Here is a 24979-nt window from a genome sequence, read left to right on the forward strand (position 1 = left end):
TCTTTTTCGGCTACCAATAAACGCTCCCGGTTAGCGTAGATGAATATCTATGTGATTTTGAAACATTAGAAATGCGAGGTATTTTATGCTGAGCAATACTATTGAAACGCAAGCCTCCGGGCAAAAGCTCGATATAGACCGCCGCGGTCTTCTCAAAATGGGCTTAGGCACCTTGCTGGCGTCGGTTCTTCCGCTTTTTCCTGTGCAGAAGGCCTTTGCAAAAGGAAACTTCAAATCCTGGAAAATTGCCTTTCGTCATGCCCATACGGGTGAGACCTTTTCCGGCGTCTACCGCGTGGGGGACAGGTACCTTCCCGAGGCGTTTGAGCGCATGAATTACGTCCTGCGTGATTTCCGCACGACCGAGGTTTTTCCGATGGACCCACGGGTGATTGATATCCTTTCACTTCTTTACGGGCGTATGGAGGCCAACGAACCTTATCAAATTCTCTCCGGCTATCGCAGTCCGAAAACCAATGCCATGCTCCGTCATGGAAGCTCGGGCGTTGCAAGGAATTCATTCCATATGTACGGTCAGGCGATTGATATCCGTATCCCCGGCCAGAACACGAAGATGATCAGGAATACGGCGCTGGCGCTGAAGGCGGGCGGCGTCGGTTACTACCCGCGCAGCAACTTCGTCCATGTGGACACCGGCAAGGTGCGAAGCTGGTAACTTTTTTTGAAATATGATACGCAGTCGGGGCCGTTTTGGCCCCTTTTTCGTAATGAAGCAGGTTACAAGCATGATTATCATCGGCCTCGGCGCCAACATACCGAGCGAATTCGGCCCGCCCGAAAAAACGCTTCAAGCGGCAGTTAATGCTATAGGCGACATTGAGGGGATTGAAATTCTGGAAGTTTCATCCATCTGGCACTCCGCGCCGATTCCGGTTTCCGATCAGCCATGGTACGCCAACGCGGTCTGTGTTATAGAAACGCAAATTCCGCCCTCAAACCTTCTGAAGGAACTCAAAGCAATCGAAAAAAATTTCGGAAGACTGGAAAAAGAACGCAACGCTCCCCGCGTTCTCGATCTCGATCTGCTCGCCTATGACCGATTGATTATAATGGACGCGCCCATCCTTCCCCACCCACGGATGCATGAGCGCGCCTTTGTACTCTACCCCTTGCACGAAATTGCCCCGGACTGGATTCACCCGGCTTTGGAAACGTCCTTGGAGGAAATGCTGGCTTCACTGCCGCCGGAGCAGGAAATCCGCAAAGGCGAAAAACTCTCTGTGCCGCTGAAAGTCGTTAAATAATGTCCAATCCGTTTGTGCGCCTGAGGAAAAAAATGAAGGACAGCCCGGTCTTCATGGGCATTCTGAATGTCACCCCGGACAGTTTCTCCGACGGCGGCCGCTACACCAACCAGCACAGCGCGGTGCAGCAAGCCTTAAGAATGGCAGAGGAGGGCGCGGAGATTATTGATATCGGAGGGGAATCCACCCGCCCCGGCGCGAAGACGGTATCGCCCCAAGAGGAGGCCGAACGAGTCCTTCCGGTCATTCAGGCGCTGAAAGACAAAGTCCCTTTGATCTCCATAGATACGCGCAACGCCGCTGTGATGAAGACCGCTCTGGAAGCGGGCGCGGGAATGATCAACGATGTCACGGCCCTGACGCACGATCCCCAAAGTCTTTCCATCGCCACATCGTTCGATGTCCCCGTCTGCCTGATGCATATGCGCGGAAATCCGCAGGAGATGCAAAACGCCCCGAAATATGAAAGCATTGTTGACGAGGTGCTAGAGTATCTGCTCGAACGGACAACAGCTTGTCTAACAGCCGGAATAAAACGGGAAAATATTATCATCGACCCCGGCATCGGCTTTGGCAAGACGCCCGCGCATAACCTTGCGCTACTTAAAAACCTTGATCGTTTTGTGGCAACGGGTTTTCCCGTCCTGCTCGGAACCTCCCGCAAAAGTTTTATCGAAAAAATTTCAGCCGATCAGTCCACGCCGGATGAACGTCTCGGCGGCTCCCTTGCCTCAGTTCTTTGGGGCTGGAACAAGGGCGTAAGCTTCTTCCGCGTCCATGATGTAAGGGAAACGGCGCAGGCGCTGAAAATTTATCAGGCGATAGAGCAAGCCTGATCAGGCGCTTTTTCTCAAGGCTTGATGGAAAATATCCGTTTGCTCGCGTACCGTCCCGCTGGCAAAACTCGTATAGCTCCATACCGCCCAGGGAAACACCATATTTTTAGGATCGGGAATGAATTCGTGTAGCTGACAATTTTTAAACACGCCGGGCACTTCAAGTCCATAAATCATCCCCAACCCGCGGAAGACCCCGCCGTGGCTGACGATCAGCACAGGCCCGTCATGCGTGTTTAAAGCATGGCTCTTGGCCTTTTTCAGTCGTTCGGCAAAAGCCGTGAACGTCTCACCGTTCGGCGGGTCTTGCCATCCCTGAAGCAGCGGACTGCAAACCTCATAGGGCTGCCCCTCCCAATCCCCGGCGTCCAACTCCGCAAGGCCTGCGTCTTCATGGATCGGGGCGCTCAGCACCTCATTCAGGATGTTTGCCGTATCCCGCGCCCGAGACAGATGACTGTGGACGATTGTGCGCGGTTTAATCGTTAAAGACACGAGCACATCATGAACGGCCCGCGCTTGCGCCTTTCCGGTTTCATTCAGTGGGGAGTCCAGCCGCCCCGCCATGATCCGCTGCGCGTTCGCTTCGGTTTCCCCGTGGCGGATCATGTAAAACGGTTTGCTAGGCAGCATGAATAAATCTCCTCACCCGATAACAACAGATTGCTGGAGGTCGCGCAAGGCGGCGATGATGCTGCGCGCGGCCAGAACCGAACTTTTGGGATTCGCCGGATCGGGCATATTCTCGATCCGCGAGGCCAGCGTGCTGTAGCGTGTCTTCACGGTGATCTCGTGCGTATTGCTGACCGCCGCCGGATCGGCCCAGACTTCGACCTGCGTTTTCTCGGGCCCGATCCCGGCAAGACTTAAGGTTGCCGCGACATTCACGTTGGCCGGAAAAGCTCTTGAGGCTTCCAGAGCATTTCCAGAAAAAATAAGGGTCTTGGTTTTTATGGAACTCAGATCGATTTTTTTATCGACAACGTAAGGCGCACCCTCAAATCCCTTCGGCGGCTTGCTGGAGGCAATTTTCGAGCTTTCGATCCCCATTTCCCGCATCGCCTTGACCCCGTCCAGCCCCGCCAGCGCCCCGGAGGGGACGATGATCCGGCTACCCGAGTTTTTCTGAGTTTCCAAAATCTCAGGAAAGAGCAGAAGCGCCGCACTGCTGATGACGACCATGTCCCGCCCGTTCTTGAAAACCTCCGCAGCGAGCGCAGGAACTGCCGGAGCGGGAAGACACTCAACGATGAAATCGCAATCGTGAGCCAGAGCAGCAAAATTCACCTGCGGAATATCAAACTCCGGTCGGGTTTTCTGATCAGAGATCATATGCAGGATAAGCCCGTCAATACCCGGAGCCTCGCTCAAGGCTAAACAAACCGCCCGCCCGATTGCCCCAACCCCGGCGACCCCGACTTTCAGAGGGGCTTTTTGATCGGTTTGGAGCATGAACGGGTTCCCTCTGGCCTTTTGCACGAAAAATCAGGATACTCTATAACCATGGAACAGTGGCAAGATCAAGGAATAGTGCTGGCGGCGCGGCGTCACGGAGAAAACGGGGCGGTGATTTCCTTGCTGACCGAAAATTATGGCCGCCGAGCGGGCTTTCTGAACGGCGCTTTCTCCAGCCGTAATCGTGGCTCCTTCGAAATCGGCAATATCGTCGATGCAAACTGGCAGGCGCGGGTTGAAGAAAATCTGGGGACGCTCAAGCTCGAACTCAAACGCAACGCCGCCGCAACATTCCTGAGCGACCCGCTCAAACTTGCCGCGCTCCAATCCGCCTGCGCCCTCTGCGATCAGGCCTTGCCGGAACGGGAAGGGCATCCGGGGCTCTACCGCGGCTTCGCCGCCCTTCTGGAAACGTTCAAGGAAGACATCTGGGGGGCGGCCTATATAATATGGGAAATTGCGCTGCTGAAAGAACTCGGCTTCTCCCTCGATCTCTCGCGTTGCGCGGCAGGCGGAGATCAGCGCACTCTGGCCTACGTCAGCCCCAAAACGGGCCGGGCCGTCAGCTATATCGCCGGAGAGCCTTATAAATCAAGGCTTTTAAACCTCCCGGCCTTTCTCAAACCCAACGGCGGACCGGCAGAGGGCGAAGATATTCTCACGGGGCTAATCCTCACGGGATATTTCCTCGAACACTGGGCCTTCGCCCACCACAATCAGGGAATTCCCGAAGCGCGGCGAAGGTTGCACTTGCGTTTTGCCGAGCGTTTTGAGAAAACAGAGCACTTGCCCTCCCTGCAGGAAACGGGGTAGGGGTGTACGTGTAAAACCTGAACCCGCATTATGGCCAAGAACAAAAACACCGCCCCCGCAGCCGAAATCATCGACCAGCCCTTCGGCGATATCCTCTCCGAGCGGTATCTGTCCTATGCGCTGTCCACGATCGTCAGCCGTTCGCTGCCCGATGTGCGCGACGGCCTGAAGCCTGTTCACCGCCGGATTCTGTATGCAATGCATTTGCTTCGGCTTCGTCCAGACCAAAAGCATGTGAAGTCGGCCCGTGTCGTGGGGGATGTGATGGGTAAGTTTCACCCGCACGGCGACACCGCAATTTACGACACGATGGTCCGTGTGGCGCAGGATTTTGCCCAGCGTTACCCCCTCGTGGACGGGCAGGGAAATTTTGGTAGTATTGATGGCGATGGCGCGGCGGCAATGCGTTATACCGAAGCACGTTTGACCGAGGTGGCCTTGTTGCTGCTAGAGGGCATAGAAGAAAATGCCGTTGATTTCCGTCCGACTTATGACGGCTCGAATGAAGAACCAATCGTTCTCCCCGCCGCGTTCCCCAATCTCCTCGCCAACGGCTCCACGGGCATCGCGGTCGGAATGGCGACCAACATCCCCCCGCACAACGTCGCTGAACTCTGCGAGGCCATGGAACTGATGCTGGAAAGTGACCCCAGCGTCGCGGAACTAGTCAAAATCGTTAAGGGACCGGACTTCCCCACGGGGGGAATATTAGTCGAGGGCCGCGCCGAAATTATCAAGGCTTATGAAACGGGCCGGGGTGCCTTCCGCATCCGCGCCAAATGGTGCAAGGAGGAATTAAAGGGCGGCTCTTACCAGATCGTCGTCACCGAAATCCCCTTCCTCGTAGAAAAATCTAAGCTGGTCGAGCGTATTGCGGACCTCATCCACACAAAGAAAATTCCAATGCTCGACGACGTCCGCGACGAAAGCGCGGAGGATGTCCGCCTCGTCCTCGTACCCAAAAACCGCAGCGTCGAACCCGAATTGCTGATGGAGGCGCTCTTCCGCGCCTGCGATCTGGAAACGCGCTTTAACCTGAATCTCAACGTGCTTGAAAACGGCAAGGTTCCCAAGGTCATGAACCTGAAGGAAGCCCTGCAAAACTGGCTGGACCACCAGCAGGACGTCCTCGTCCGCCGCTCCCAGTTCCAGCTCGACAAACTGTTGGAGCGCATAGAAGTCCTCAAGGGCTTTATGCTGATCTATCTGAACATCGATAAGGTCATCAAGATCATCCGCTTCGACGACCACCCGAAGGACAAGCTGATCAAAACCTTCACCCTGACGGAGTTGCAGGCCGAGGAAATCCTCAATATGCGTTTGCGCCGCCTGAATAAGCTCTCGGAAATAGAAATCAAGCAGGAGCTTGAAGAAAAAGAAAAGGAACGCGACCGCCTCCAGAAACTCATCGGCTCCGAAGCGCGGCAATGGACCCACATTAAAAAACAGATCGGCGACCTGAAAAAAAGGTTCGGTCAGGACACCGCGCTCGGCAAGCGCCGCACCAAAATCGGCAAGCCCCCCGCGCCCATAACCGTGGACCTCAACGAGGCCATGATTGAAAAGGAACCCGTGACGGTCATCTGCTCAGATAAGGGCTGGATCCGGGGCATGAAGGGCCATGGCCACGACTTGAAAGACCTCAAATATAAGGATGGCGACCGGAGCCGCTTTACGATCGAGGCGCAGACCACCGATAAGATTCTGGTCTTCGCCACCAACGGCCGCTTTTATACGCTCGGCTGCGATAAACTCCCCTCCGCACGCGGCTTCGGCGAACCCGTTCGCCTGATGGTCGATATCCCCAACGATGCCGAGATCACGGGCATCCTCGTCTTCCGCCCCGGCCAGAAAATCCTCGTCGCCTCGACGGAGGGGCGCGGCTTCCTCGTCCCCTCGGACGATGTTCTGGCCCAGACCAAGAGCGGCAAGCAGATCCTGAACGTCTCCGGCACCAGCGAAGCTTCGGTCTGCCGATACATGGAGGAAGGCGACGACCACATCGCCGTCATCGGCAAAAACCGCAAGATGCTGGTCTTCGAAATCGGCGAACTTCCGGTCATGAGCCGCGGCAAGGGCGTCCGCCTCCAGAAATTCAAGGATGGCGGCCTTTCAGACGCCAAAACCTTCAACTGGGTAAAGGGTCTGACCTTCAAATACGGCGCGGGCGAAACCCTCGTCGGCGACCTCAACCCCTGGGTCGGCCCCCGCGCCTCCGCCGGCCGCGTCCCCCCGAACGGCTTCCCGAAGACGAACAGGTTTGATTAGGAAAAAACCTTGAATCACGAACAGTGGAGAAAATTCTTTTTTACCTGTTCGCAAGTGCTCAAGGCGAGCGGATCAGACCATCCGCAGCAACCTAAAAACTGGTGCACATGGACAACTTTTTCAATGCTCAATGATGATTTAATTTACTGGCGTAGGGAACTACCTGCCATCGAAGACATTGGCGATACATACATTAAAGACGGAGGGGTTTGGGGACAACCTTTCTCTTATGACGATTTGGCACATATAGTTATTCCAAGAATATTTAGGTGGGATACATCACCCGCCAAACACAGACACTGGAAACAATTTTCTTTAAGCCAAAACATTGACGAACTGTCAAATGCTTTGAATAAGCAAAACATTCCGCACCAAATTACTAACCTTGTTTTGGAAATAAAGCTTTATTGATTGTCAGACATACTCCACTGACTTTCTAAGCATCCCCGCGAACGCGGGGATCCATAATGAGCACCGAAATTGTTGTGAGCGTTGTGCCCGTTGTGTTTTATAAACCCTAAGGAAACTCCACCTGTCCCGGCGTCTTGCGGAACGTCCCGATGGGCCGCTTGGGCGGGGAGGGGGAATCGCTGCCCTCGCCCACATCGGCCCCGCCTTCAGATTCTCCTTCACCCTCAAGCCCGTCTTCTCCGGCCACGCCCTCTTCGCCTGCTTCACCAGTCCCTTCGCCCTCAACGGCGGTTTCTTCTTCCTCGGGCGGCAGCGGATTCGTCAGTTCTTCTTTGAGCAGAATAATGCTGATCCGCCGATTGCGCGGGTCGCTTGGGTCGTCAGCGATCAGCGGTTCGGTATCCGCCTTGCCCATGACATTGTTCAGCCGGTCCGCCGGAAGCTTGGAATCCAGCATCACGCGGCGGCAGGCATTAGCCCGCTCCGACGAAAGCTCCCAGTTCGTGTACGTCGCCCCCGGCGCGTACTTCACACTGTCCGTATGCCCGCGGATCGAAACCTCGTTGGGCATATCCAGAACGATCTCGGTGATCTGCTTGAGCAACGCCTCCATCTTCGGAAACATCCGCGCAGAGCCGGAAGGAAACATAGGCTCCCCCTCCTGATCGACGATCTGGATTCGCAAGCCCTCCGGCGTCATGTCGATCATCAAATTCTTTGCCAGCTTCGCCAGCTCCGGACTTTTCTGAATCGCCTGCTTGAGCTTCTGCTCGGCCTCCTTGAAGCGTTTGCTCTCTTCCGCCTCGCGGGCTTTCGCCTTGGCGGATTTGCCCGTAATTTTCGATGTGCTATCCGTCCCGCGCAGCTTCTGCTGGTTGACTTGCTGGGGGGTGAGGGGATTTTGGTTCGAGGCCATCGCCCCCTGCGGCGACATGGTCAGCCCGCCCATGACCCCGCCCGCGCCGCTCGTATCTTTGGAGACGGCCGGGTGCGTCGGGTCGAAATAGTTGGAAATCGCATTCTTCTGCTCATCCGTAGCAACGTTCAAAAGCCAGAGCAGCAGAAAGAACGCCATCATCGCCGTCACGAAGTCGGCATAGGCCACTTTCCACGCGCCGCCGTGATGTCCGCCGCCCTTGACGATCTTCTTGATGACGATGGGCTGGGCTTTATCTTTCGCCGGGTCAGCCACGGCACAATCCTCCAGAATTACAACAATCAGCCCGTCGGCGTTTCATTCAGCTTCGCCTCAAGCTCCGCAAAGGTCGGCTGCACGTCATGCGGCAGAAGCTTGCGCGGAAATTCCACCGCCACTTGCGGCGCTGCCCCGTTCAGAAACGCGATGATTCCCGTCTTTAAACATTTGTAATAGGTCACTTCCGTCTCGGCCTTGGCGGTCATGGCCGAAGCAATCGGCGCAACGAACGCATAGGACAGCCAGACCCCGAGGAACGTCCCGACAAGGGCGCCGCCGATCAGCTTACCCAGAACCTCCGGCGGCTCGGAAATCGAGGCCATCGTTTTGATAACCCCGAGAACGGCGGCAACGATCCCGAGCGCCGGAATCCCGTCCGCCATCGCCTGCACGGCATGGCCGGGATGCGCCTCATGATGGGAGATGACCTCGATCTCCGCATCCATCAGGGCTTCAAGCTGAAAGGGGTTCTCGTTCCCCAGCGAAATGATCCGAAGATAATCGCATAAAAAAGTCACGGCATGATGATTATGCTGGAAAGTGGGAAAATTCTTGAAAAGGTCGCTCTCCTCCGGCTTTTCGATATGCTGTTCGATAGCCAGCCATCCCTTCGAACGCGCCAGCTTGAAAACCGCGAACATCATACACAGCAACTCGGTATAGTCCTCCTTGCTGTAAGCATTAGGCTTGGTGAGGGCGCCCATATACCGCCCGGCGCCTTTGATGACATCCATGGAGTTCGCCACCAGAAAGGCGCTGAAGGCGCAGCCCATGATGATAACGATCTCGCCGGGAGCGGCAGGAAGAATCGCGCCCGTGAGAAGATGCATGGCCTTCTCGAACCCGGCGGTCAGAACAAGCCCGCCGAAGGTTGAGAGCAGAACGAGAATAAGGCCGACGAGTTTCATGGCTGAAATTGACGAGATCGGTTGCTGACGGGGAAGACGCAGTCATACGCAGCAAGAAACCGGATGAGAATCCTCAACCGATAAGGAAAGCTCCTATAGTGTCTGAATTTTTGTCTGCGGATGCAAGAGAGCGCAGGCCGGGGAGCAAAGTTTTAGGCAGGTTATTTTGAGGCGATCAGTCGGGCCGCATCAAGCGCAGCATAGGTCAGAATTCCGTCCGCCCCCGCCCGCTTGAAGGAAATAAGCGTTTCCATAAGGGCGGCATCGTAATTCAGCCAGCCGTTTTCAGCCGCAGCTTGCAGCATCGCGTACTCCCCGCTGACCTGATAGGCGAAGGTTGGAACATGAAAAGCCTGCTTGACGTTGCGGATAATGTCCAGATAAGGCAGGCCGGGCTTGACCATCACCATGTCCGCCCCTTCGGCCAGATCGAGCGCCACCTCACGCAGGGCTTCGTCGCTGTTCGCCGGATTCATCTGATAGGTCTTCTTGTCTCCCGTCAGGCAGCCGGAGGACTGCACGGCATCCCGGAACGGCCCGTAAAAGGCGGAGGCATATTTGGCTGCATACGAGAGAATGATCCTGTCCGTGTAGCCGCCGTGATCCAGAGCCTTCCGAATCGCGCCGACCCGCCCGTCCATCATATCCGAGGGTGCGATGATATCCGCTCCGGCTTGCGCCTGCACGACCGCCTGCCGACAGAGAACCTCGACAGTTTCATCGTTGAGAATCACCCCATCCTGAAGCAGCCCGTCATGTCCGTGGGTGGTGTAGGGGTCCAGCGCGACATCGGTAATGACGCCGATTCCGGGAACGTCTTTCTTGATCGCATAAACGGTCCGGCAAATCAGGTTGGCGGAGTGACACGCCTCCCGCCCGTCAGCGGTCTTTTTATCCGCAGGGGTGATAGGAAAAAGCGCGACAGCAGGAATTCCCAGATCGTAAGCGCCCTTCACGGCCTCAACCGCCAGATCGACGCTCATCCGCTCGACCCCGGGCATCGACGCCACAGCCTCGCGCTGTCCTTTCCCTTCTATGACAAATAAGGGCCAGATCAGGTTTTTTACGGAAATTCTATGCTCCTGCGCGAGGTCGCGGACCCAGGGAGAGGAGCGCATACGGCGCATCCTGAGGGCTGGAAAGGCTGAGATATCAGAGATATTTGTCATGTCTTTTACATTTTTTTAAGCCAAAACCATTAAAAATTATCTTTGTGGTTTGATCAATTGTTATTATCATCGGCGCACTTTAAGATTAATGCCGACAACATTCACGCCACACCGGGGCAAAACGTAACAAGAGCGAGATTCACCGTGACGACACCCTATTACGAAGCCATTCAGTTGATCGAGCGCCTGCACCGTCATTTTCTCGACGTGCTGAAAGTCGAACTCGACAAGCGCGGCATACAGGATATTAATAACGTGCAGGCCATGATTCTCTACAACGTCGGCAAGGAAGAGATGACCGTGGGCGAACTGACGATCCGCGGCTACTATCTCGGCTCCAACGTCTCCTATAACGTCAAGAAGATGGTCGAAAACGGCTATCTCGTTCAGGAACGCTCCGTGCATGACAAAAGGTCCATCCGTGTCCGCCTGCCGGATAAAGGCGTGGAATTGCACAATATAATTTCCGATATGTTCAAACGCCATGAAACGGCTCTGGAGGGAACGGATATCAAAACGAACAATCTGGCCGACCTCAATAAGACCCTCAAGATGCTCGAACGCTTCTGGGCGCACCAGAGCAACTTTTCCGGCGGCCTTTAATTTAATCCAGATAATATGACCAAAGAACGGCTGCACGGGCGGGAGATTATCTTTGAATTCCGCCCCGTGGGGTCTGTCGTGAAAGTCACAGCGATGGACACGCAAAGCCTCACCGAAATCTCCGTTCAGGGGCCGGCCAGTGCGGGGCAGGAAATCCTCAAGCGCAACGCCCTCAAGCGCCTCGAATACGTCCTGCAAAAGAAAGGATTGATTTGAGGGCGCTAGCCCCCCTATATATGGGGCATGAAAACCAAGATCGCTATAGGCTCCGACCACGCGGGCTATCACCTCAAGCAAGCCATCAGGGACAAATTTTCAAACGATTACGAATGGGTCGATCTGGGCACGGATTCGACGGACTCCGTCGATTATCCCGACTTTGCGGCAGCCGTGGCCAAAACCGTGATTGAGGGCAGAGCGGAGAAAGGCATCGTCATCTGCGGCTCCGGCGTGGGCGTATCTATTGCCGCCAACCGCTTTCCCCAGATCCGCGCAGCCCTGTGCACGGACACCACAATGGCGCGCCTGTCGCGCCAGCATAACGATGCGAATATTCTGGCTCTCGGCGAACGACTGACGGGCCAGCAAACCGCCTTCGATATTGTTGAAACCTTCATCAAAACGTCCTATGAAGGAGGACGCCACGACAAGCGCGTCAAAAAATTATCGCAAATGTGTTGAGTAACCGGATCGAAAGGAACCCACCCCAATGGCAAAAGCGGCAGTCAAAACTTCAGGCGATTTCAGCGGATTTTTTACCGAGGATCTGGAAACGGCGGATAGCGCGGTCTTCGACGCCATCCAGCTTGAACTCAAGCGCCAGCAGAATCAGATCGAACTGATCGCCTCCGAAAACATCGTCTCCCGCGCCGTGCTTCAGGCGCAGGGATCGGTCCTGACCAACAAATACGCTGAAGGCTACCCGGGCCGACGCTATTACGGGGGATGCGAATTCGTGGACATCGTGGAGGACATCGCCCGCGACCGCGCCAAGCAGCTCTTCGGCGCGAAATACGCCAACGTCCAGCCCAACTCCGGCTCCCAAGCAAACCAGGGCGTCATGATGGCGCTGCTCCAGCCCGGCGACACGATCCTCGGAATGGCGCTGGCATCCGGCGGTCACTTGACCCACGGCGCGGCCCCCAACCAGTCGGGCAAATGGTTTAAGGCCGTCCAGTACGGCGTCAGAAAAGACAACGCGCTGCTCGATTACGATGAAGTCGAATCCTTGGCTAAGGAACACAAACCCAAAATGATTATCGCGGGGGCTTCCGCCTACCCGCGCCAGATTGATTTCAAGCGCTTCCGAAAAATCGCGGACTCCATCGGTGCCTACCTGTTCGTGGACATGGCCCACTACGCGGGTCTGATCGCGGGCGGCGTCTATGACAGCCCCGTCCACCATGCCCACGTCACGACGACCACAACGCATAAGACCCTGCGCGGACCCCGCGGCGGCATGATCCTCACTGACGATCTGGAAATCTTCAAAAAGATCAACTCGGCGATCTTCCCCGGTATCCAGGGCGGCCCCCTGATGCACGTCATCGCCGGCAAGGCCGTGTGTTACGGAGAGGCGCTCAAGCCTGATTTCAAGCTTTACGCGAAGGCAGTTCTGGAGAATGCCCGCGTTCTGGCGGAAACCCTGAAGGCGGGAGGCGTAGATATCGTCTCCGGCGGCACCGACAGCCATATTGTTCTGGTTGATCTGCGCCCGAAGGGCTTGACCGGAACCGTGGTCGAAAAATCTCTCGAACACGCCGGTATGACCTGTAACAAAAACGCCGTGCCCTATGATCCCGAACCACCGATGGTCACCTCCGGCGTGCGTCTGGGTACCCCGGCAGCAACCAGCCGCGGCTTCGGCAAGGCGGAATGGAAGCAGGTTGGCGAGATGATTATCGAAGTTCTCAACGGCCTCAAACAGAACGGCCCGGAGAAAAATGAGTCCGTGGAAAAGTCTGTGAGCAAGAAGGTGGAAACCTTGTGCGCGAAATTCCCGATTTACCCTAAGGAATAGTTGCAAGTGTTAAGTGGCAAGTTACAAGATATTCAGACTTATAATCGGCCATCCCAATCCCACCATGATTTGAAGGTTTATCAGCGTTCGTACGAAGCGTCTCTCAATATTTACGAGATTACATCAGGCTTTCCTGAGCATGAGCGCTATGGAATAACTTCTCAGATAAGGAGGGCATCTTCGAGTATTTGCGCGAACATTGCCGAGGGATATGGCAGGCAAATGGGGTCAGACGCCGACTTTAAGCGTTTTCTGGTGATGGCCAAAGGGTCGTGCCATGAAATGGGTGTCTGGATAGATTTTTGCCTCGACCTTGGGTTTATTGATAAAAAACAGCATCAGGAATGGCAGGAGGAATATATTGAAATATCCAAAATGCTTTTCAGTTTGATAAAGAAATTATAACCACTCTTGAAACGTGTAACTAAGGACTTGTAACTCATATATGCGCTGCCCGTTTTGTGGAAGTGAAGAAACGCAGGTCAAGGACTCGCGTCCCTCGGAGGATAACGCCGCTATCCGCCGACGCCGCTCCTGTCCGGAGTGCAACCAGCGTTTCACAACTTTTGAGCGCGTCCAGCTCCGTGAAATGACAGTGGTAAAAGCCGGAAACCGCCGCCAACCCTTCGACCGCGATAAAATCATCCGCTCGATGCAGGTCGCTCTGCGGAAGCGCCCCGTGGAGGTTCATGACATAGAGGCGGCAGCGGATAAAATCGTCCGCTATCTGGAATCCCAGGGCGAAACCGAAGTCGCCTCCGAAACGATCGGCGAACAGGTCATGAAGGCGCTGATTGAACTCGACATTGTAGGTTACATCCGCTTTGCCTCCGTCTATAAGGATTTCCGCCAGCCGGAGGACTTCAACGATTTCCTTGAGGAACTCAAACGCCTCGACAAGTCGCCCAAGCCGCCGCGCAAGAAAGCCTCCTGATTATGGACTCCGATACCCGCCATATGTGCGCCGCGCTTCACCTTGCGGGTCGCGGTTTGGGCAGGGTCTGGCCGAACCCGTCCGTCGGCTGCGTCATTGTAAAGAACGGAGCCGTGATCGCACAGGCCCGCACGGCCAACGGCGGCCGCCCTCACGCGGAAACGCAGGCGCTCGAACAGGCCGGAGAACAGGCGAAGGGTGCGACGGTTTATGTCACGCTCGAACCCTGCGCTCATACGGGAAAGACTCCGTCATGCGCTAACGCACTGATAAAGGCAAAAGTCGCAAAGGTATTTGTGGGCACTGTGGATCCCGACCCCCGCACCGCCGGAAAGGGCATAGAAAAACTGAAGCAAGCCGGAATAGAAGTAAGCGTCGGACTGCTGGAGCAGGAGTGCAAGACCCTGAACGCAGGCTTCTTTTTACACATCACCCAAAGCCGCCCCCTCATTGTCCTGAAGGCGGCCTGCACCCGGTCAGGCCATCTTAGCCCGGAGTCAGGCCGCTGGATAACGGGAGAACAGGCTCTCAACCGCGTTCACCTCGAACGCCGGAAGTATGACGCGATCCTCATCGGCATCGGCACGGCACTGGCCGATGATCCTCTGTTGACGTCAAGGCTTCCAGCCTTGGATCACGAGCCTGTCCGCGTGGTTCTGGACAGCGATCTGCGCCTGTCTGAAGAGAGCCTGCTCATAAAAAGCGCAAAAAAAATCCCTCTCTGGCTGGTCTATTCCGACGATCCACAGGGAAAAACGAAGAGCCTTGAAGATAGAGGTGTAAAGCTTTTTAAGTCCACCCGGCATGACCTCGCGGCAGCGATGAGGGTGCTGGCGGAGCAGGGGATCACCCGCCTGTTGGTCGAAGGTGGTCCTGCCATTCACCGCGCCTTTATGAACGCCGGACTCTATGATGAAATGAGCCTGTACCGTTCACACCGGCACGTTAAAGGCATCGGCGACCCCGTCTTTTCCGATGAATCCGTTCAATTCCAGGGTCAATCGAAGGGGTTAAGCGTAAAAACCGAACGAATCGGCGAAGATTCTCTGGAAATCTGGCGCCGTAAGGTCTAGTGTTCGCGCCATGTTTACAGGAATTGTGCAGGATATAGGAACCGTTCTCCGCGTGGACCGGACGCGGGGCGATCTGCGTTTTGAAATCGTAACATCTATGGACCTAGAAAAAATCAAGCTCGGCGCATCCGTGTGCTGTTCCGGCTGCTGCCTGACGATAGTTGAGAAAGGGGCAGAAACTTTTAAGGTCGATGTCTCGGCAGAAACTCTTAGCAAAACAGTTCTCGAAGAGTGGACCGAAGGAACCCTTATAAACCTTGAGCCTTCGTTAAAAATGGGCGATGAACTCGGCGGACATTTTGTATTCGGCCATGTCGACGCAGTGACGCACATCATAGAGATTAAGCCGGAAGGCGGATCGCACAGATTAAAAATAGCAATGCCCGACAATATCGCCCCTTTCATTGCTTCAAAAGGATCGGTCGCTCTGGACGGAATTTCCCTGACGGTGAATGAAGTGGAGAAAGATTATTTTGGCGTAAATATTATCCCGCATACTTGGCAGAAAACAACCCTGGGAAAAAGGCGTCAGGGCGACCGCCTGAACATAGAAATCGATATGCTGGCGCGTTATATCGCACGTACGCTTGAGGTGCAAAGGCAATGAACGCAGAGCTTAAAGCGTCCAAAGGCAAACCAGTCTTGTCCTCGATAGAGGAAATTCTGGAGGATGTCCGCAAGGGCAAGCCCGTGATTATTGTGGATGACGAGGACCGCGAGAACGAAGGCGATCTGGTGATCGCCGCATCAAAGGCCACCGCAGAAAATATCAACTTCATGGCCCGCGAAGGCCGCGGCCTGATCTGCCTGCCGATGGAGGAGGCGATCGTCGATCGTCTCGGCCTCCAACTCATGGGTCGGGGCAATAATTCCCGCCACCGCACGGCCTTTACGGTATCAATAGAAGCCCGCGAAGGCGTGACGACCGGAATCTCCGCCGCCGACCGTGCAAAAACAATCCAGACCGCGATTGACCCCAAAAGTGGCCCCAACGATATCGCCACGCCGGGGCATATTTTCCCGCTTCTGGCCCGTGAGGGCGGCGTGCTGGTCCGCGCCGGACATACCGAAGCCGCCGTGGACCTTGCGCGTCTGGCGGGTTTCACCGCGGCGGGGGTCATCTGTGAGATCATGAACGATGACGGGACCATGGCCCGCCTCGTCGATCTCGCCTCATTTTCCGGCAAGCACAATTTGAAAATCGGCACGATTGCCGACCTGATCGCCCACCGCCGCCGCAAGGAATGTCTGGTCAAACGCATCCACGAAGGCACCCTGGACAGTCGCTTCGGCGGTAATTTCAAAATGATCGTCTACGCCAACACGCTTGAATATGCCGAACATATCGTGCTGGTCAAGGGCGACATCGCCTCTACAAAATCTCCCGTGCGGGTCAGAATGCACGCTGTGGATATTTTGGGGGATATTCTGGGGAAAGGCAGTGAGTCGATTCTGCACAAGGCCATGGAGCATATCGCGCAGGAGGGGCGCGGAGTTATCGTCATTCTGCGCGAACCCAACCCCAGAAACCTGACCGAACGTCTGGCCCAAAAGGAAAAAATACCAAACAAGAGCCAAAAGGAATCAACGCTGCGGGATTACGGGATAGGAGCACAAATTCTGCTCGATTTAGGCATCCGCGACATGATACTGCTTTCAAACAGCCCGAAAAATGTTATTGGTCTGGAGGGGTATGACCTGCATATCCACGGCCAACGGACATTGACGTAATACACAGAAAGAAGCCGCCATGCCCCATTTTATGATCGTCGAAGCCAGATATTACGAAAATATATCCGATATGCTGCTCAAGGGTACGGCGGCGGCCTTGGACGCTAAACGCTCGACATATGAGGTTTTTCAGGTTCCCGGCGCACTGGAAATTCCCCTCGCCATCCGTCTCGGGATGCAAAGGCCGGAGGGCAGGGGAACGGTAGGCCGGCAGTTTGACGGCTTTATCGCTCTGGGCTGCGTTTTGCGGGGAGAGACGACACACTATGACATTGTCTGTACAGAAAGCGCACGCGGCCTCTCGACCCTTGCGCTGGAATACGAGAAGCCGATCGGCAACGGCATCCTGACCTGCGACACTGAAGCGCAAGCCCTTGAACGCGCCGACCCCGCGAAACTGAATAAGGGCGGCGAGGCGGCGATAGCCGCTTTGTCGATGGTGGAGTTCAAGAAAACCCTGGGGGTCAGGTAATGGCGCTGGTCGGCGGTCGAAAAGACAAGAACCCCTCCGAAAACCGGAAAAAAATGACGGCCCGCCTGATGGCCGTGCAAGCCACCTATGAATCCGGCCATAACGGCGAACCGCTGGAGCAGGTTCTGAGGGATTATCTGGATAACCGCTCGGGCATGGAAACCGACGACGGCAAGCTTGAAACGCCGGACCGCGAATTGTTCCTTCAAATCGCCAGGGGCGTAAAAGCCCGCAGGGAGGAAATCGAAGCCATTTTGGCAGGTCATCTCCCGCAAAGAGAGGAGTCCCAGCCCCGTAAGGAGGTTGAATCCCTCCTTAAAGCCGTTCTTTTATGTGGGATAGGGGAGATTCTTCTGCACCCGGAGATTGACGCGCCCTTGATTATCAACGACTATTTAGAGGTTACACGCGCCTTTTACGAGAAGGGCGAAGTCTCCCTCGTCAATGGCGTCCTCGACGCCGCCGCCGGACGTCTCCGGCCCTGAAATTACCTCGCATTTTATCCAAACCTAAGCCCCCGTTAATCCTTCCCTGATACACTCATCGGTGGAAGGACAAAACAGTAAAGCCCCCATGCGTAAGATATTGATGCTAGTGATAGTTTTGCTTGTACTCGGCGGTGGAGGCGGCGGAGCCTACTACTACTTCGTCATGATGCCCGCAGCCGCCCAGGCCGCAGCCGAAGGCGGAGAAGGTCACGAAGAAGGTGGTGAACAGGCCAAAAAGGAAGACGCGCATGGTGAAGAGGGCGCAGACGGTCACGGCGAAAAAAGCCACGCTGAGTTTGTCGAACTCGATCCCCTGATCCTCCCGATCGTGGACAATGACGGGGTCAGCCAGGTGGTCAGCTTGGTGGTGGCCATCGAGGTCGCGGACCCAACTTCCAAAGATAAAGTGAAGGCCATGTCCCCGAAACTCAAGGACGCCTATATTCAGGATATGTATGGAATGCTCAACCAGCACGCAGCGATGAAGGGCGGGATCGTACAGGTGGCCATGATCAAGCAGCGTTTGAACGAAGTGACCAATACGGTTCTGGGCGATGATGTCGCACAGGATGTGCTGTTACAAGTCGTCCAGCAACGTCCTATCTGATTCTTCCAAAAAAGCTAATGAAAAAAACTACTTCGCACCGCTTTTCGGGTTAAACCGCCCGAGATTCCCCAGAAGCTGCTGTGTGAGTGTCAGATCGTTACCATGTGTCGGTGTCTTCGCCCGCGCAACGGGAATGTCTTCTCTCGTATTATCAACATCCTGAACGACCTCAACCACGCCTTCGGCATTGAACGCGACCGCGACGATTTTTTCATCCACAATTTCCGGGTCCAGAATGCCGCGCTTCTCGGTCGTCTGCCCTAAATAGTACCAGACATTCGGATTAAAGGTAGACACCGTCGTCGGCGAACCCAGAATTTGCAAAACATCGGAGCGGGTGCTGACTCCCGCCTTGACCTCCTGCAGCTTGTAATCCTCGACCATATTTCCGCGTTTGGCCACCACCGGGGAACAGGCGGCAAGGGCAAAAAGACAAAAAAGGCACAGAACATATTTTAATGGATGCTTCATGGTCAGCCCGATTGCGACAGAGTCATTTGGAATCTATAGTGCTATTTGTTTAGTGAAACCTAGAGTAAAAATCAATGTTCGGTTTTTTCCTGAAGGGATTTTCCAAATACGATAAGAGGGACCAACTCGCGGGCGAGGAATTATATCTCGCCACGATCCGACAGGCGCGTTTGGCCGAATTTTTTACCCGTTACGGTGTGCCCGACAGCGTAGACGGCCGCTTCGACCTTCTGATGGTTCATCTGTATCTGCTTTTTTCCCGCCTGCGCCCCCACCCGCGCTATAAGGACATCTCCCAGTATATTTTCGATCGCGCCTTCAAGGATATGGAAAAAGGATTACGGGAAGTCGGGGTCGGCGATGTCGGCATCCCCAAAAAAATGAAAGTGATGATGCAGGCCTTCAACGGTCGGATGAACGCCTACAAGGCCACGGAAGCGCATGAACGCGAAAACGCTTCTGCGCCGCCAACGCCGGGCCAGCCTCTTTTCGACACGTTACAGCGAAATCTTTACGGAACCGTTGAAAAGCCTAAGGATTCCATGATAGCAGATATGGTTATTTATATGAGGTATAACGCAAGGGCGCTCAATCATCAGGATATGGACCAGATCGCCTTGGGGAACATAAAATACGTAAATCCGTCGGAAATTCGAAAACCGTAAGGGATGAGAGATGAAAAAGAAAGATACCGAAAAGGCGGTTTTGACGCCCGAATGGACCAATCTCTTCGATACGGAAAAGGTGGACCGTGCGCCCTACACGTTGAAACTATCGCCCGCTGAGGCGGAAAGAACGGCCATCGCCAAACGTCTGGGCCTCCTGTCCCTGGACGCCATGGAGGTGGATTATGTCCTCAGGCGCAATCCCGGCAATATGGTGATCCATGTGCAGGGGGAGATATCTGCATCTGCCACACAAAAATGCGTGGTCTCCACGGAACTGATGAAGCAGAAAATTGAGGCTGGTTTTGATGCGTGGTACGCCGACGCATCGCAGGCCGTTTCCTTCACCAGGGCCAAGCGCGAAAGGGATCTGGAAAAGGACAATATCGAAAAACCCGTTCTGGACGAATCCGAAGACCCTGAGCCGATTATCGACGGAAAGATCGACCTGGGCGAATTGGCGGTTCAGCACCTCTCCCTGAGTATCAATCCATACCCCCGCAAGGAAGAATACGCACAAGGAAAGCCCCTGGCCGAAGCTATGAAAACCGTGGGGACCGGTGAAATCTACAATAACCCGTTCGAAGCCCTCAAGAACTGGCGGGAAAAGGAAAGCAAGGGGTAACGCAGCCAAAACTTGCCAAACTAGACGATATTCAAAAAGGTCAGGATACAATAAAAGCAAAACAGAAGAGCTGTTTCACTGACCACGAGCAAAGTCGGCCCGTATCCTAACAAAAAAAGATCCTTCATTGATGTCTTGAGACCAACGGCAGCTATAGCCATAATCAGAAGCCATTTGCTCACTATCGCCAGACCCTCGGATATGGGTTCAGCCAGAAGCCCCGAAGAGTTTAATCCGGCCAAAGCAATAAAACCGATAAGGAAGGGCGGAACGGAGAGTAAACGGCTTCTCTTGCTCGACGAGGGATTGCTGTAGATGAAGGACAGCCCCAAAAGAATAGGCAACAGCATAAAGACACGGATCAGTTTAACAAGTACGGCAGCATCGCCGGCATCGTCTGAGACCGAATAGCCGGCCCCAACGACCTGCGAAACGTCATGAATACTGCCGCCGATGATAACGCCGGAGTGGTAAGGGCTGTAATCCATTAAGCCAAGGATCACAGGATAAACAACCATGGCAACCGTTCCCATAAGGGTGACACCGATGACGGCCGTCAAGGTATGGCGCTCAAGGGTTTTTGAAGGAGGCATGACAGAAGAGATGGCCAAGGCGGCGGAAGCCCCGCAGATCGCTGTGGCACCCCCGATCAGTACCCCCAGTTCACGGTCCAAACCGAAAACCCTGCCTAAAAGCGGTGACGACAGGATAACCAGAAGAGTCGTTGCAGAGATGGTCGCCAAGGCGATAAAGCCCAGGGAATCGAACTGCGAAAACAGGATGCGGGCGCCGATGAGAGCAACGCCGACTTTTAAAATATGCTGGGAGGTGAATTGTATCCCCTTTCTGATTTTTTCATCTTCGAACAAAAAGTGAAAGGATAAACCGATCAAAAGGCACATCAGCATGACAGGGGCGGAATAGTGTTCCGAAATCAGCGTGGAAGCGAGTGTAACCAGCCCGCAAACCATCACGCCAGGCAAGAGAGAACGTGTATGATCAAGAAACGGTTCACGGGCTTTTTCAAGCGGGTCAGGCAGCCCCTCAAGAGAGTCCATGAAACGGTATTTTTCGAGTTTATCATTATTATTCATGGGGTTATCTCTTTGCTAATGAAGCATGGCTTCGCTAAAGATGAATGAAAGCACGAAGTTAGCGCACAGTGCCTGGAAAGTCTACAGAAGCGCGAAAGCGTTCAAATATTCCTTGCATAAAGGGGGCTTTTTGTTTAGAAAGCCCCATTCGTTTATTGTCAAGGACTCAATGAAATGGCCGTACCAAAAAGAAAAACCTCGCCGTCCAAGCGCAACAAGCGCCGTTCCCATCACGCCCTGAAGACCGAAAACTGGGTCGAGGACGCAGAATCCGGCGAACCGGTCCGCCGCCACCACATCGACCTGAAAACCGGCACCTACCGGGGCCGTCAGGTGATCGAAGAACGCAGCTAATCCGCTCCTGCAGGAATTTGAAGACTTTTTAAGACAGGGCTGGCGTACCCCCTTGCCTCGGCTTTAATATTCCTATAAGTCCTTTTCAATAAAAGCTTTACGCTCTTTTTCTCAGGGAAGGGACGCTTCTTGTCCGAATCACAGGTGCAAACGGCATCGGGGGCGATCATCATCGCCATAGACGCTATGGGCGGGGATCACGGCCCCCCGGAAATCATTCCGGCGCTCTCCAGGGTTTTGGAGCTAAGGCCCGATGTGCGTTTCCGTGTTTACGGCGACCAAAAGAACATCTCAGGGGAATTGGAAAAGCATACAAGCCTCGCCCGGGCCGTGACCGTCATCCACACCGACAAAAAAATAGAAAGCGACGACAAACCCTCCGCCGCCCTCCGCGCCAGTAAGGGGACGAGTATGCGTATGGCCATTGAGTCGGTAGAGTCGGGAGAATCCGCGGCAGTGGTATCTGCAGGGAATACCGGCGCTTTAATGGCTCTGGCCAAAATCGTTTTCAAAACCCTGCCCGGAATTCACCGTCCGGCGATTGCCTCGGTCATGCCGGGGATCAAGGGCGAGAGCATTATGCTCGATCTGGGGGCAAATGTGATTGTCGATGCCGAAGCTCTGGTGCAGTTCGCGGTTCTCGGCGCGGTTTTCGCCAAAAAGCAGAAAAAAATCGACAAACCCACGGTGGGCCTGCTGAATGTCGGATCCGAGGAGATCAAGGGGCCGGAACATATTCGCGCCGCCGCAGAAATCCTCAAAAAAATCGAATTTCCCGGAACTTATCATGGCTTCGTCGAAGGCGATGACATCATGAAAGGCACCGTGGATGTAATTGTTGCCGATGGTTACGCGGGCAATGTAGCCCTGAAAACCGCCGAAGGAGTCGGGCTTCTGATCAAACATTACTTCAAGGAATCCTTTAACTCGCCACTGGCTTGGCTGGGCGGGCTGATTGCCTATCCATCGCTTAAAAAACTCAAAAAGAAGACCGATCCACGCCTCTACAACGGCGGCGTATTTTTAGGATTAAACGGAGTCTGTGTAAAAAGTCACGGCGGCGCCGATGCTCTGGCCTTTTCCCAAGCTGTTCTTCTCGCTGTCCGTCTGGCGCGTTACGGCTATATCAAGGAAGTGATTGAGGATATAAACCGTGTGATGCAGCAGGAGAAATTCCTGACCCCCGAGGCGGATTAAGAGAGCGTAATCCATGTCTGTGTCATCAATTATTCGCGCTACCGGCAGCTATCTCCCGCAAAGGGTGATGAAAAACGCCGAACTGGAGAAAATGGTCGAGACATCCGACGAATGGATTTTCGAGCGTTCGGGCATACGCGAGCGCCGGATCGCGGCAGAAAACGAAAAAACCTCGGATTTGGCTGTGAACGCGGCGCGGGCGGCGATGCAAGAGGCGAAGATCAGCCCGCAGGAGATTGACGGCATCATCGTGGCGACGACAACTCCCGATCAAACCTTCCCCTCGGTGGCCGTGATGGTCCAGAAAGCACTGAACATACCCGTTTGCACGGCCTTCGACGTTCAGGCCGTGTGCAGCGGCTTTGTGTACGCTTTGAGCATCGCCGATAATTTCATCAAGGCGGGAACGCACAAGCGCCTCCTCGTGATCGGCGCCGAAAAGATGAGCGCGATTCTCGACTGGACTGACCGCACCACCTGCGTCCTGTTCGGCGATGGGGCAGGGGCCGTCATTCTTGAGGCTTCAAACGAACCCAACCGCGGGATTTTCTCAACGCATCTTAAGGCCGATGGCCGCTACAAGGATATCCTTTATACCGATGGCGGGCCGTCCTCGACCGGGACAAGCGGCCACATCGTCATGCACGGCCGCGAGGTTTTCAAACAGGCCGTCACCCTCATGGCCGAAGTGGTCGAGGAGGCGCTGAAGGAAAATAACCTCACGACCGCGGAAATCGACTGGCTTGTCCCGCATCAGGCCAATATCCGCATCATTGAGGCCACGGCCAAAAAACTGAACCTTCCGATGGAAAAAGTCGTCGTGACCGTCGAGCGTCACGGCAACACCTCCGCTGCCTCGATTCCCCTGGCCTTCGATGAGGCCATGCGTTCAGGGCGTATCAAGCCTGGCCAGACCGTACTTTTTGAAGCCATGGGCGGGGGATTGACCTGGGCCTCGGCGCTCCTGCGTATATAGTTTACATAATATTTAATTTTTTTCTTTAACTCGACAAAGCGCCTGATTTTCTATCGGAAAATCAAAAAAATTCAGAAAACCTGCTAAGCCTATTGAATTGAATCATTTTTTTGTGGTTATCCTATTGCGTATGATTGACGCGTGTGGGGCGGCGGGTTAGTCTTGGACCATGGATGACAGGGAGAGTTCGATGAGTGAGCGCACGATGACACGGGCGGATTTGGCTGAAGCCGTATATCAGGAAGTGGGTTTGTCCCGTAACGAATCGGCGGACTTGGTTGAAGTCCTGCTGAATGAAATTTCCAACACCTTGATCGCCGGAAACAACGTCAAGATTTCCTCCTTCGGAAGCTTCACGATTCGTGAAAAGGGCCAACGGGTAGGCCGTAATCCGAAAACGGGCATAGAGGTTCCAATCTCGCCCCGCCGTGTACTGGTCTTCCGGGCCTCGCACGTGCTGAAAGACAGAATAAACTCGCGTACCTAAAGCACTATTATATCTCGCTTTTAGACTGGCATGATGATTTAAGGAATAGCAATGACGACCGCGATAACCAAGACTTCTGAAAAATTAAACCCTGAGGAGGGAGCATCCGCGCTTGAAAACACGGGGCTTGTCCAGCAGGGCGAAAAAGCCCGTGAGCAGGCCGAGCAGATATCCAAAAAAACTCTAGCCGCCAGAGCCAGCAAATCCTCCGGCGCGTTCAGAACCATCAGCGAAGTGGCCGACGATCTTGGCGTTCAGCAGCATGTGCTGCGCTTCTGGGAAACGAAATTCTCGCACGTCCGCCCTCTCAAGCGCGGTGGCGGCCGCCGCTATTACCGCCCCGAGGATGTCGATCTGCTCAAACGGATTCACCACCTCTTGTATGTTGAGGGCTACACCATCAAGGGCGTTCAAAAGCTCCTCAAGGATGTCGGAAAAAATCAGGTATTGAAAGGCGCAGGAACCTCGCAAGTGTTCATGCAGAATCCTATTCTGGAGACCCCGCAGGAGAACCATAAAGCACCCGCAACCGTTGCGGCCGTGGCACAGCCCTCTCAGGGCCGCTTGCCGCTCCTCGAACCCCAGAACAATCGCCTGACCGACCGTCAGCGGACGTTGCTGGAAACTATGCTTGAGGAACTGCGCGAACTCCGCAATCTGATCAAGCCTAAGAAAGATTGATCTCGGCCCGTTTGTTATTTGATTCTGCGGCGGAAATACGCTACTAACCTAGGATTATTTTTCAGGCAACGGAACGTGGCGCAGCCTGGTAGCGCACTTGCATGGGGTGCAAGGGGTCGCAGGTTCAAATCCTGTCGTTCCGACCATTTTTATTTTGTATCTTTTGAGCGGGCTAGATTTT

General features: G+C 54.6%; 32 protein-coding genes and 1 tRNA gene. 26 read left to right on the forward strand and 7 right to left on the reverse strand.

Going from position 1 to position 24979, the window contains the following annotated elements:
* The first annotated feature begins 157 nt into the window (after window positions 1-157).
* The 3 genes from IPN28_07710 to folP all read left to right on the forward strand — a co-directional run bounded on the left by IPN28_07710 (window position 158) and on the right by folP (window position 2101).
* Window positions 158-676 carry a DUF882 domain-containing protein gene (locus IPN28_07710; protein ID QQS58567.1) on the forward strand — a complete coding sequence of 173 codons (519 nt, stop codon included), beginning with the start codon at window positions 158-160 and terminating at the stop codon, window positions 674-676.
* Window positions 677-746: 70 nt separating this feature from the next.
* The gene (gene folK / locus IPN28_07715) at window positions 747-1265 is read left to right on the forward strand and encodes a 2-amino-4-hydroxy-6-hydroxymethyldihydropteridine diphosphokinase (GenBank protein QQS56191.1); all 519 of its coding nucleotides are present in this window, start codon (window positions 747-749) and stop codon (window positions 1263-1265) included.
* Window positions 1265-2101 (forward strand): dihydropteroate synthase, encoded by an 837-nt coding sequence (gene folP / locus IPN28_07720; protein ID QQS56192.1) that lies wholly within the window; start codon window positions 1265-1267, stop codon window positions 2099-2101. Before folK ends, folP begins: the two co-directional genes overlap by 1 nt.
* Here folP and IPN28_07725 read toward each other — a convergent pair whose 3' ends face one another.
* Both IPN28_07725 and IPN28_07730 read right to left on the reverse strand, forming a co-directional pair.
* Window positions 2102-2734 (reverse strand): histidine phosphatase family protein, encoded by a 633-nt coding sequence (locus IPN28_07725; protein QQS56193.1) that lies wholly within the window; start codon window positions 2732-2734, stop codon window positions 2102-2104. It lies immediately after the preceding gene.
* A gap of 12 nt (window positions 2735-2746) precedes the next feature.
* Complete coding sequence (locus IPN28_07730) at window positions 2747-3553, reverse strand: DUF108 domain-containing protein (GenBank protein ID QQS56194.1); 807 nt, start codon at window positions 3551-3553, stop codon at window positions 2747-2749.
* 51 nt (window positions 3554-3604) lie between these two features.
* Between IPN28_07730 and recO the strand changes: the two genes are divergently transcribed.
* Genes recO through IPN28_07745 form a run of 3 tightly spaced genes read left to right on the forward strand, consistent with a single transcriptional unit; the run spans window position 3605 to window position 7048 of the window.
* A complete protein-coding gene (gene recO, locus IPN28_07735) occupies window positions 3605-4369 on the forward strand; it encodes a DNA repair protein RecO (protein QQS56195.1) in 765 nt (254 codons plus the stop codon).
* A 30-nt stretch (window positions 4370-4399) separates the two neighbouring features.
* On the forward strand, window positions 4400-6637 hold the full coding sequence (gene parC, locus IPN28_07740; GenBank protein ID QQS56196.1) for a DNA topoisomerase IV subunit A: 2238 nt from the start codon (window positions 4400-4402) through the stop codon (window positions 6635-6637).
* 9 nt (window positions 6638-6646) lie between these two features.
* A complete protein-coding gene (locus IPN28_07745; protein QQS56197.1) occupies window positions 6647-7048 on the forward strand; it encodes a hypothetical protein in 402 nt (133 codons plus the stop codon).
* 106 nt (window positions 7049-7154) lie between these two features.
* Here IPN28_07745 and motB read toward each other — a convergent pair whose 3' ends face one another.
* The 3 genes from motB to hemB all read right to left on the reverse strand — a co-directional run bounded on the left by motB (window position 7155) and on the right by hemB (window position 10320).
* Window positions 7155-8240: a flagellar motor protein MotB gene (motB, locus tag IPN28_07750; GenBank protein QQS56198.1), complete on the reverse strand. Its 1086-nt coding sequence runs from the start codon at window positions 8238-8240 to the stop codon at window positions 7155-7157.
* A gap of 26 nt (window positions 8241-8266) precedes the next feature.
* Window positions 8267-9151, reverse strand: a complete 885-nt coding sequence (gene motA / locus IPN28_07755; GenBank protein QQS56199.1) for a flagellar motor stator protein MotA — start codon at window positions 9149-9151, stop codon at window positions 8267-8269.
* 161 nt (window positions 9152-9312) lie between these two features.
* Window positions 9313-10320: a porphobilinogen synthase gene (gene hemB, locus IPN28_07760; protein ID QQS56200.1), complete on the reverse strand. Its 1008-nt coding sequence runs from the start codon at window positions 10318-10320 to the stop codon at window positions 9313-9315.
* 144 nt (window positions 10321-10464) lie between these two features.
* Between hemB and IPN28_07765 the strand changes: the two genes are divergently transcribed.
* The 12 genes from IPN28_07765 (at window position 10465) to IPN28_07820 (ending at window position 18248) form a co-directional block, all read left to right on the forward strand.
* Window positions 10465-10923: a winged helix-turn-helix transcriptional regulator gene (locus IPN28_07765; protein QQS56201.1), complete on the forward strand. Its 459-nt coding sequence runs from the start codon at window positions 10465-10467 to the stop codon at window positions 10921-10923.
* 15 nt (window positions 10924-10938) lie between these two features.
* Window positions 10939-11139, forward strand: a complete 201-nt coding sequence (locus IPN28_07770) for a hypothetical protein (protein QQS56202.1) — start codon at window positions 10939-10941, stop codon at window positions 11137-11139.
* A 27-nt stretch (window positions 11140-11166) separates the two neighbouring features.
* Window positions 11167-11604 carry a ribose 5-phosphate isomerase B gene (rpiB, locus tag IPN28_07775; protein QQS56203.1) on the forward strand — a complete coding sequence of 146 codons (438 nt, stop codon included), beginning with the start codon at window positions 11167-11169 and terminating at the stop codon, window positions 11602-11604.
* A 28-nt stretch (window positions 11605-11632) separates the two neighbouring features.
* On the forward strand, window positions 11633-12943 hold the full coding sequence (locus IPN28_07780; protein ID QQS56204.1) for a serine hydroxymethyltransferase: 1311 nt from the start codon (window positions 11633-11635) through the stop codon (window positions 12941-12943).
* Between the two features lie 30 nt (window positions 12944-12973).
* Entirely contained in the window at window positions 12974-13348 is a 375-nt protein-coding gene (locus tag IPN28_07785; GenBank protein QQS58568.1) for a four helix bundle protein, read from the forward strand.
* 40 nt (window positions 13349-13388) lie between these two features.
* A complete protein-coding gene (gene nrdR, locus IPN28_07790) occupies window positions 13389-13877 on the forward strand; it encodes a transcriptional repressor NrdR (protein ID QQS56205.1) in 489 nt (162 codons plus the stop codon).
* A gap of 2 nt (window positions 13878-13879) precedes the next feature.
* Entirely contained in the window at window positions 13880-14950 is a 1071-nt protein-coding gene (gene ribD, locus IPN28_07795) for a bifunctional diaminohydroxyphosphoribosylaminopyrimidine deaminase/5-amino-6-(5-phosphoribosylamino)uracil reductase RibD (protein QQS56206.1), read from the forward strand.
* 10 nt (window positions 14951-14960) lie between these two features.
* Window positions 14961-15557, forward strand: a complete 597-nt coding sequence (locus IPN28_07800) for a riboflavin synthase (protein ID QQS56207.1) — start codon at window positions 14961-14963, stop codon at window positions 15555-15557.
* Window positions 15554-16681, forward strand: coding sequence for a 3,4-dihydroxy-2-butanone-4-phosphate synthase (gene ribB / locus IPN28_07805; protein QQS56208.1), 1128 nt, complete (start codon window positions 15554-15556; stop codon window positions 16679-16681). The genes IPN28_07800 and ribB overlap by 4 nt, the downstream gene beginning before the upstream one ends.
* A 19-nt stretch (window positions 16682-16700) precedes the next feature.
* Window positions 16701-17153: a 6,7-dimethyl-8-ribityllumazine synthase gene (ribH, locus tag IPN28_07810; protein QQS56209.1), complete on the forward strand. Its 453-nt coding sequence runs from the start codon at window positions 16701-16703 to the stop codon at window positions 17151-17153.
* Window positions 17153-17638 carry a transcription antitermination protein NusB gene (locus IPN28_07815; GenBank protein QQS56210.1) on the forward strand — a complete coding sequence of 162 codons (486 nt, stop codon included), beginning with the start codon at window positions 17153-17155 and terminating at the stop codon, window positions 17636-17638. Before ribH ends, IPN28_07815 begins: the two co-directional genes overlap by 1 nt.
* Before the next feature lie 88 nt (window positions 17639-17726).
* On the forward strand, window positions 17727-18248 hold the full coding sequence (locus IPN28_07820; protein ID QQS56211.1) for a flagellar basal body-associated FliL family protein: 522 nt from the start codon (window positions 17727-17729) through the stop codon (window positions 18246-18248).
* A 27-nt stretch (window positions 18249-18275) separates the two neighbouring features.
* Here IPN28_07820 and IPN28_07825 read toward each other — a convergent pair whose 3' ends face one another.
* Window positions 18276-18719 (reverse strand): outer membrane protein assembly factor BamE, encoded by a 444-nt coding sequence (locus tag IPN28_07825; GenBank protein QQS56212.1) that lies wholly within the window; start codon window positions 18717-18719, stop codon window positions 18276-18278.
* A 74-nt stretch (window positions 18720-18793) separates the two neighbouring features.
* On the opposite strand from IPN28_07825, the gene IPN28_07830 reads away from it, so the two are divergent.
* Together IPN28_07830 and IPN28_07835 are read left to right on the forward strand one after the other, a co-directional pair.
* Window positions 18794-19384 carry a hypothetical protein gene (locus tag IPN28_07830; protein ID QQS56213.1) on the forward strand — a complete coding sequence of 197 codons (591 nt, stop codon included), beginning with the start codon at window positions 18794-18796 and terminating at the stop codon, window positions 19382-19384.
* Window positions 19385-19394: 10 nt separating this feature from the next.
* Window positions 19395-20009 carry a DUF177 domain-containing protein gene (locus IPN28_07835; protein QQS56214.1) on the forward strand — a complete coding sequence of 205 codons (615 nt, stop codon included), beginning with the start codon at window positions 19395-19397 and terminating at the stop codon, window positions 20007-20009.
* Between the two features lie 20 nt (window positions 20010-20029).
* Here IPN28_07835 and IPN28_07840 read toward each other — a convergent pair whose 3' ends face one another.
* A complete protein-coding gene (locus IPN28_07840) occupies window positions 20030-21103 on the reverse strand; it encodes a putative sulfate exporter family transporter (GenBank protein ID QQS56215.1) in 1074 nt (357 codons plus the stop codon).
* 174 nt (window positions 21104-21277) lie between these two features.
* On the opposite strand from IPN28_07840, the gene IPN28_07845 reads away from it, so the two are divergent.
* The 6 genes from IPN28_07845 to IPN28_07870 all read left to right on the forward strand — a co-directional run bounded on the left by IPN28_07845 (window position 21278) and on the right by IPN28_07870 (window position 24944).
* Window positions 21278-21457, forward strand: a complete 180-nt coding sequence (locus IPN28_07845) for a 50S ribosomal protein L32 (protein ID QQS56216.1) — start codon at window positions 21278-21280, stop codon at window positions 21455-21457.
* A 186-nt stretch (window positions 21458-21643) separates the two neighbouring features.
* Window positions 21644-22654, forward strand: coding sequence for a phosphate acyltransferase PlsX (plsX, locus tag IPN28_07850; GenBank protein QQS58569.1), 1011 nt, complete (start codon window positions 21644-21646; stop codon window positions 22652-22654).
* A gap of 13 nt (window positions 22655-22667) precedes the next feature.
* Complete coding sequence (locus IPN28_07855) at window positions 22668-23630, forward strand: ketoacyl-ACP synthase III (protein ID QQS56217.1); 963 nt, start codon at window positions 22668-22670, stop codon at window positions 23628-23630.
* A 190-nt stretch (window positions 23631-23820) separates the two neighbouring features.
* Window positions 23821-24117, forward strand: a complete 297-nt coding sequence (locus tag IPN28_07860; protein ID QQS56218.1) for an integration host factor subunit alpha — start codon at window positions 23821-23823, stop codon at window positions 24115-24117.
* A 51-nt stretch (window positions 24118-24168) separates the two neighbouring features.
* Complete coding sequence (locus IPN28_07865) at window positions 24169-24798, forward strand: MerR family transcriptional regulator (protein QQS56219.1); 630 nt, start codon at window positions 24169-24171, stop codon at window positions 24796-24798.
* A gap of 69 nt (window positions 24799-24867) precedes the next feature.
* Window positions 24868-24944, forward strand: a tRNA-Pro gene (locus tag IPN28_07870).
* Window positions 24945-24979: the final 35 nt, after the last annotated feature.

The sequence above is a fragment of the Alphaproteobacteria bacterium genome (assembly GCA_016699735.1).
Taxonomy (GTDB): Bacteria; Pseudomonadota; Alphaproteobacteria; order Micavibrionales; family Micavibrionaceae; genus JAGNKE01.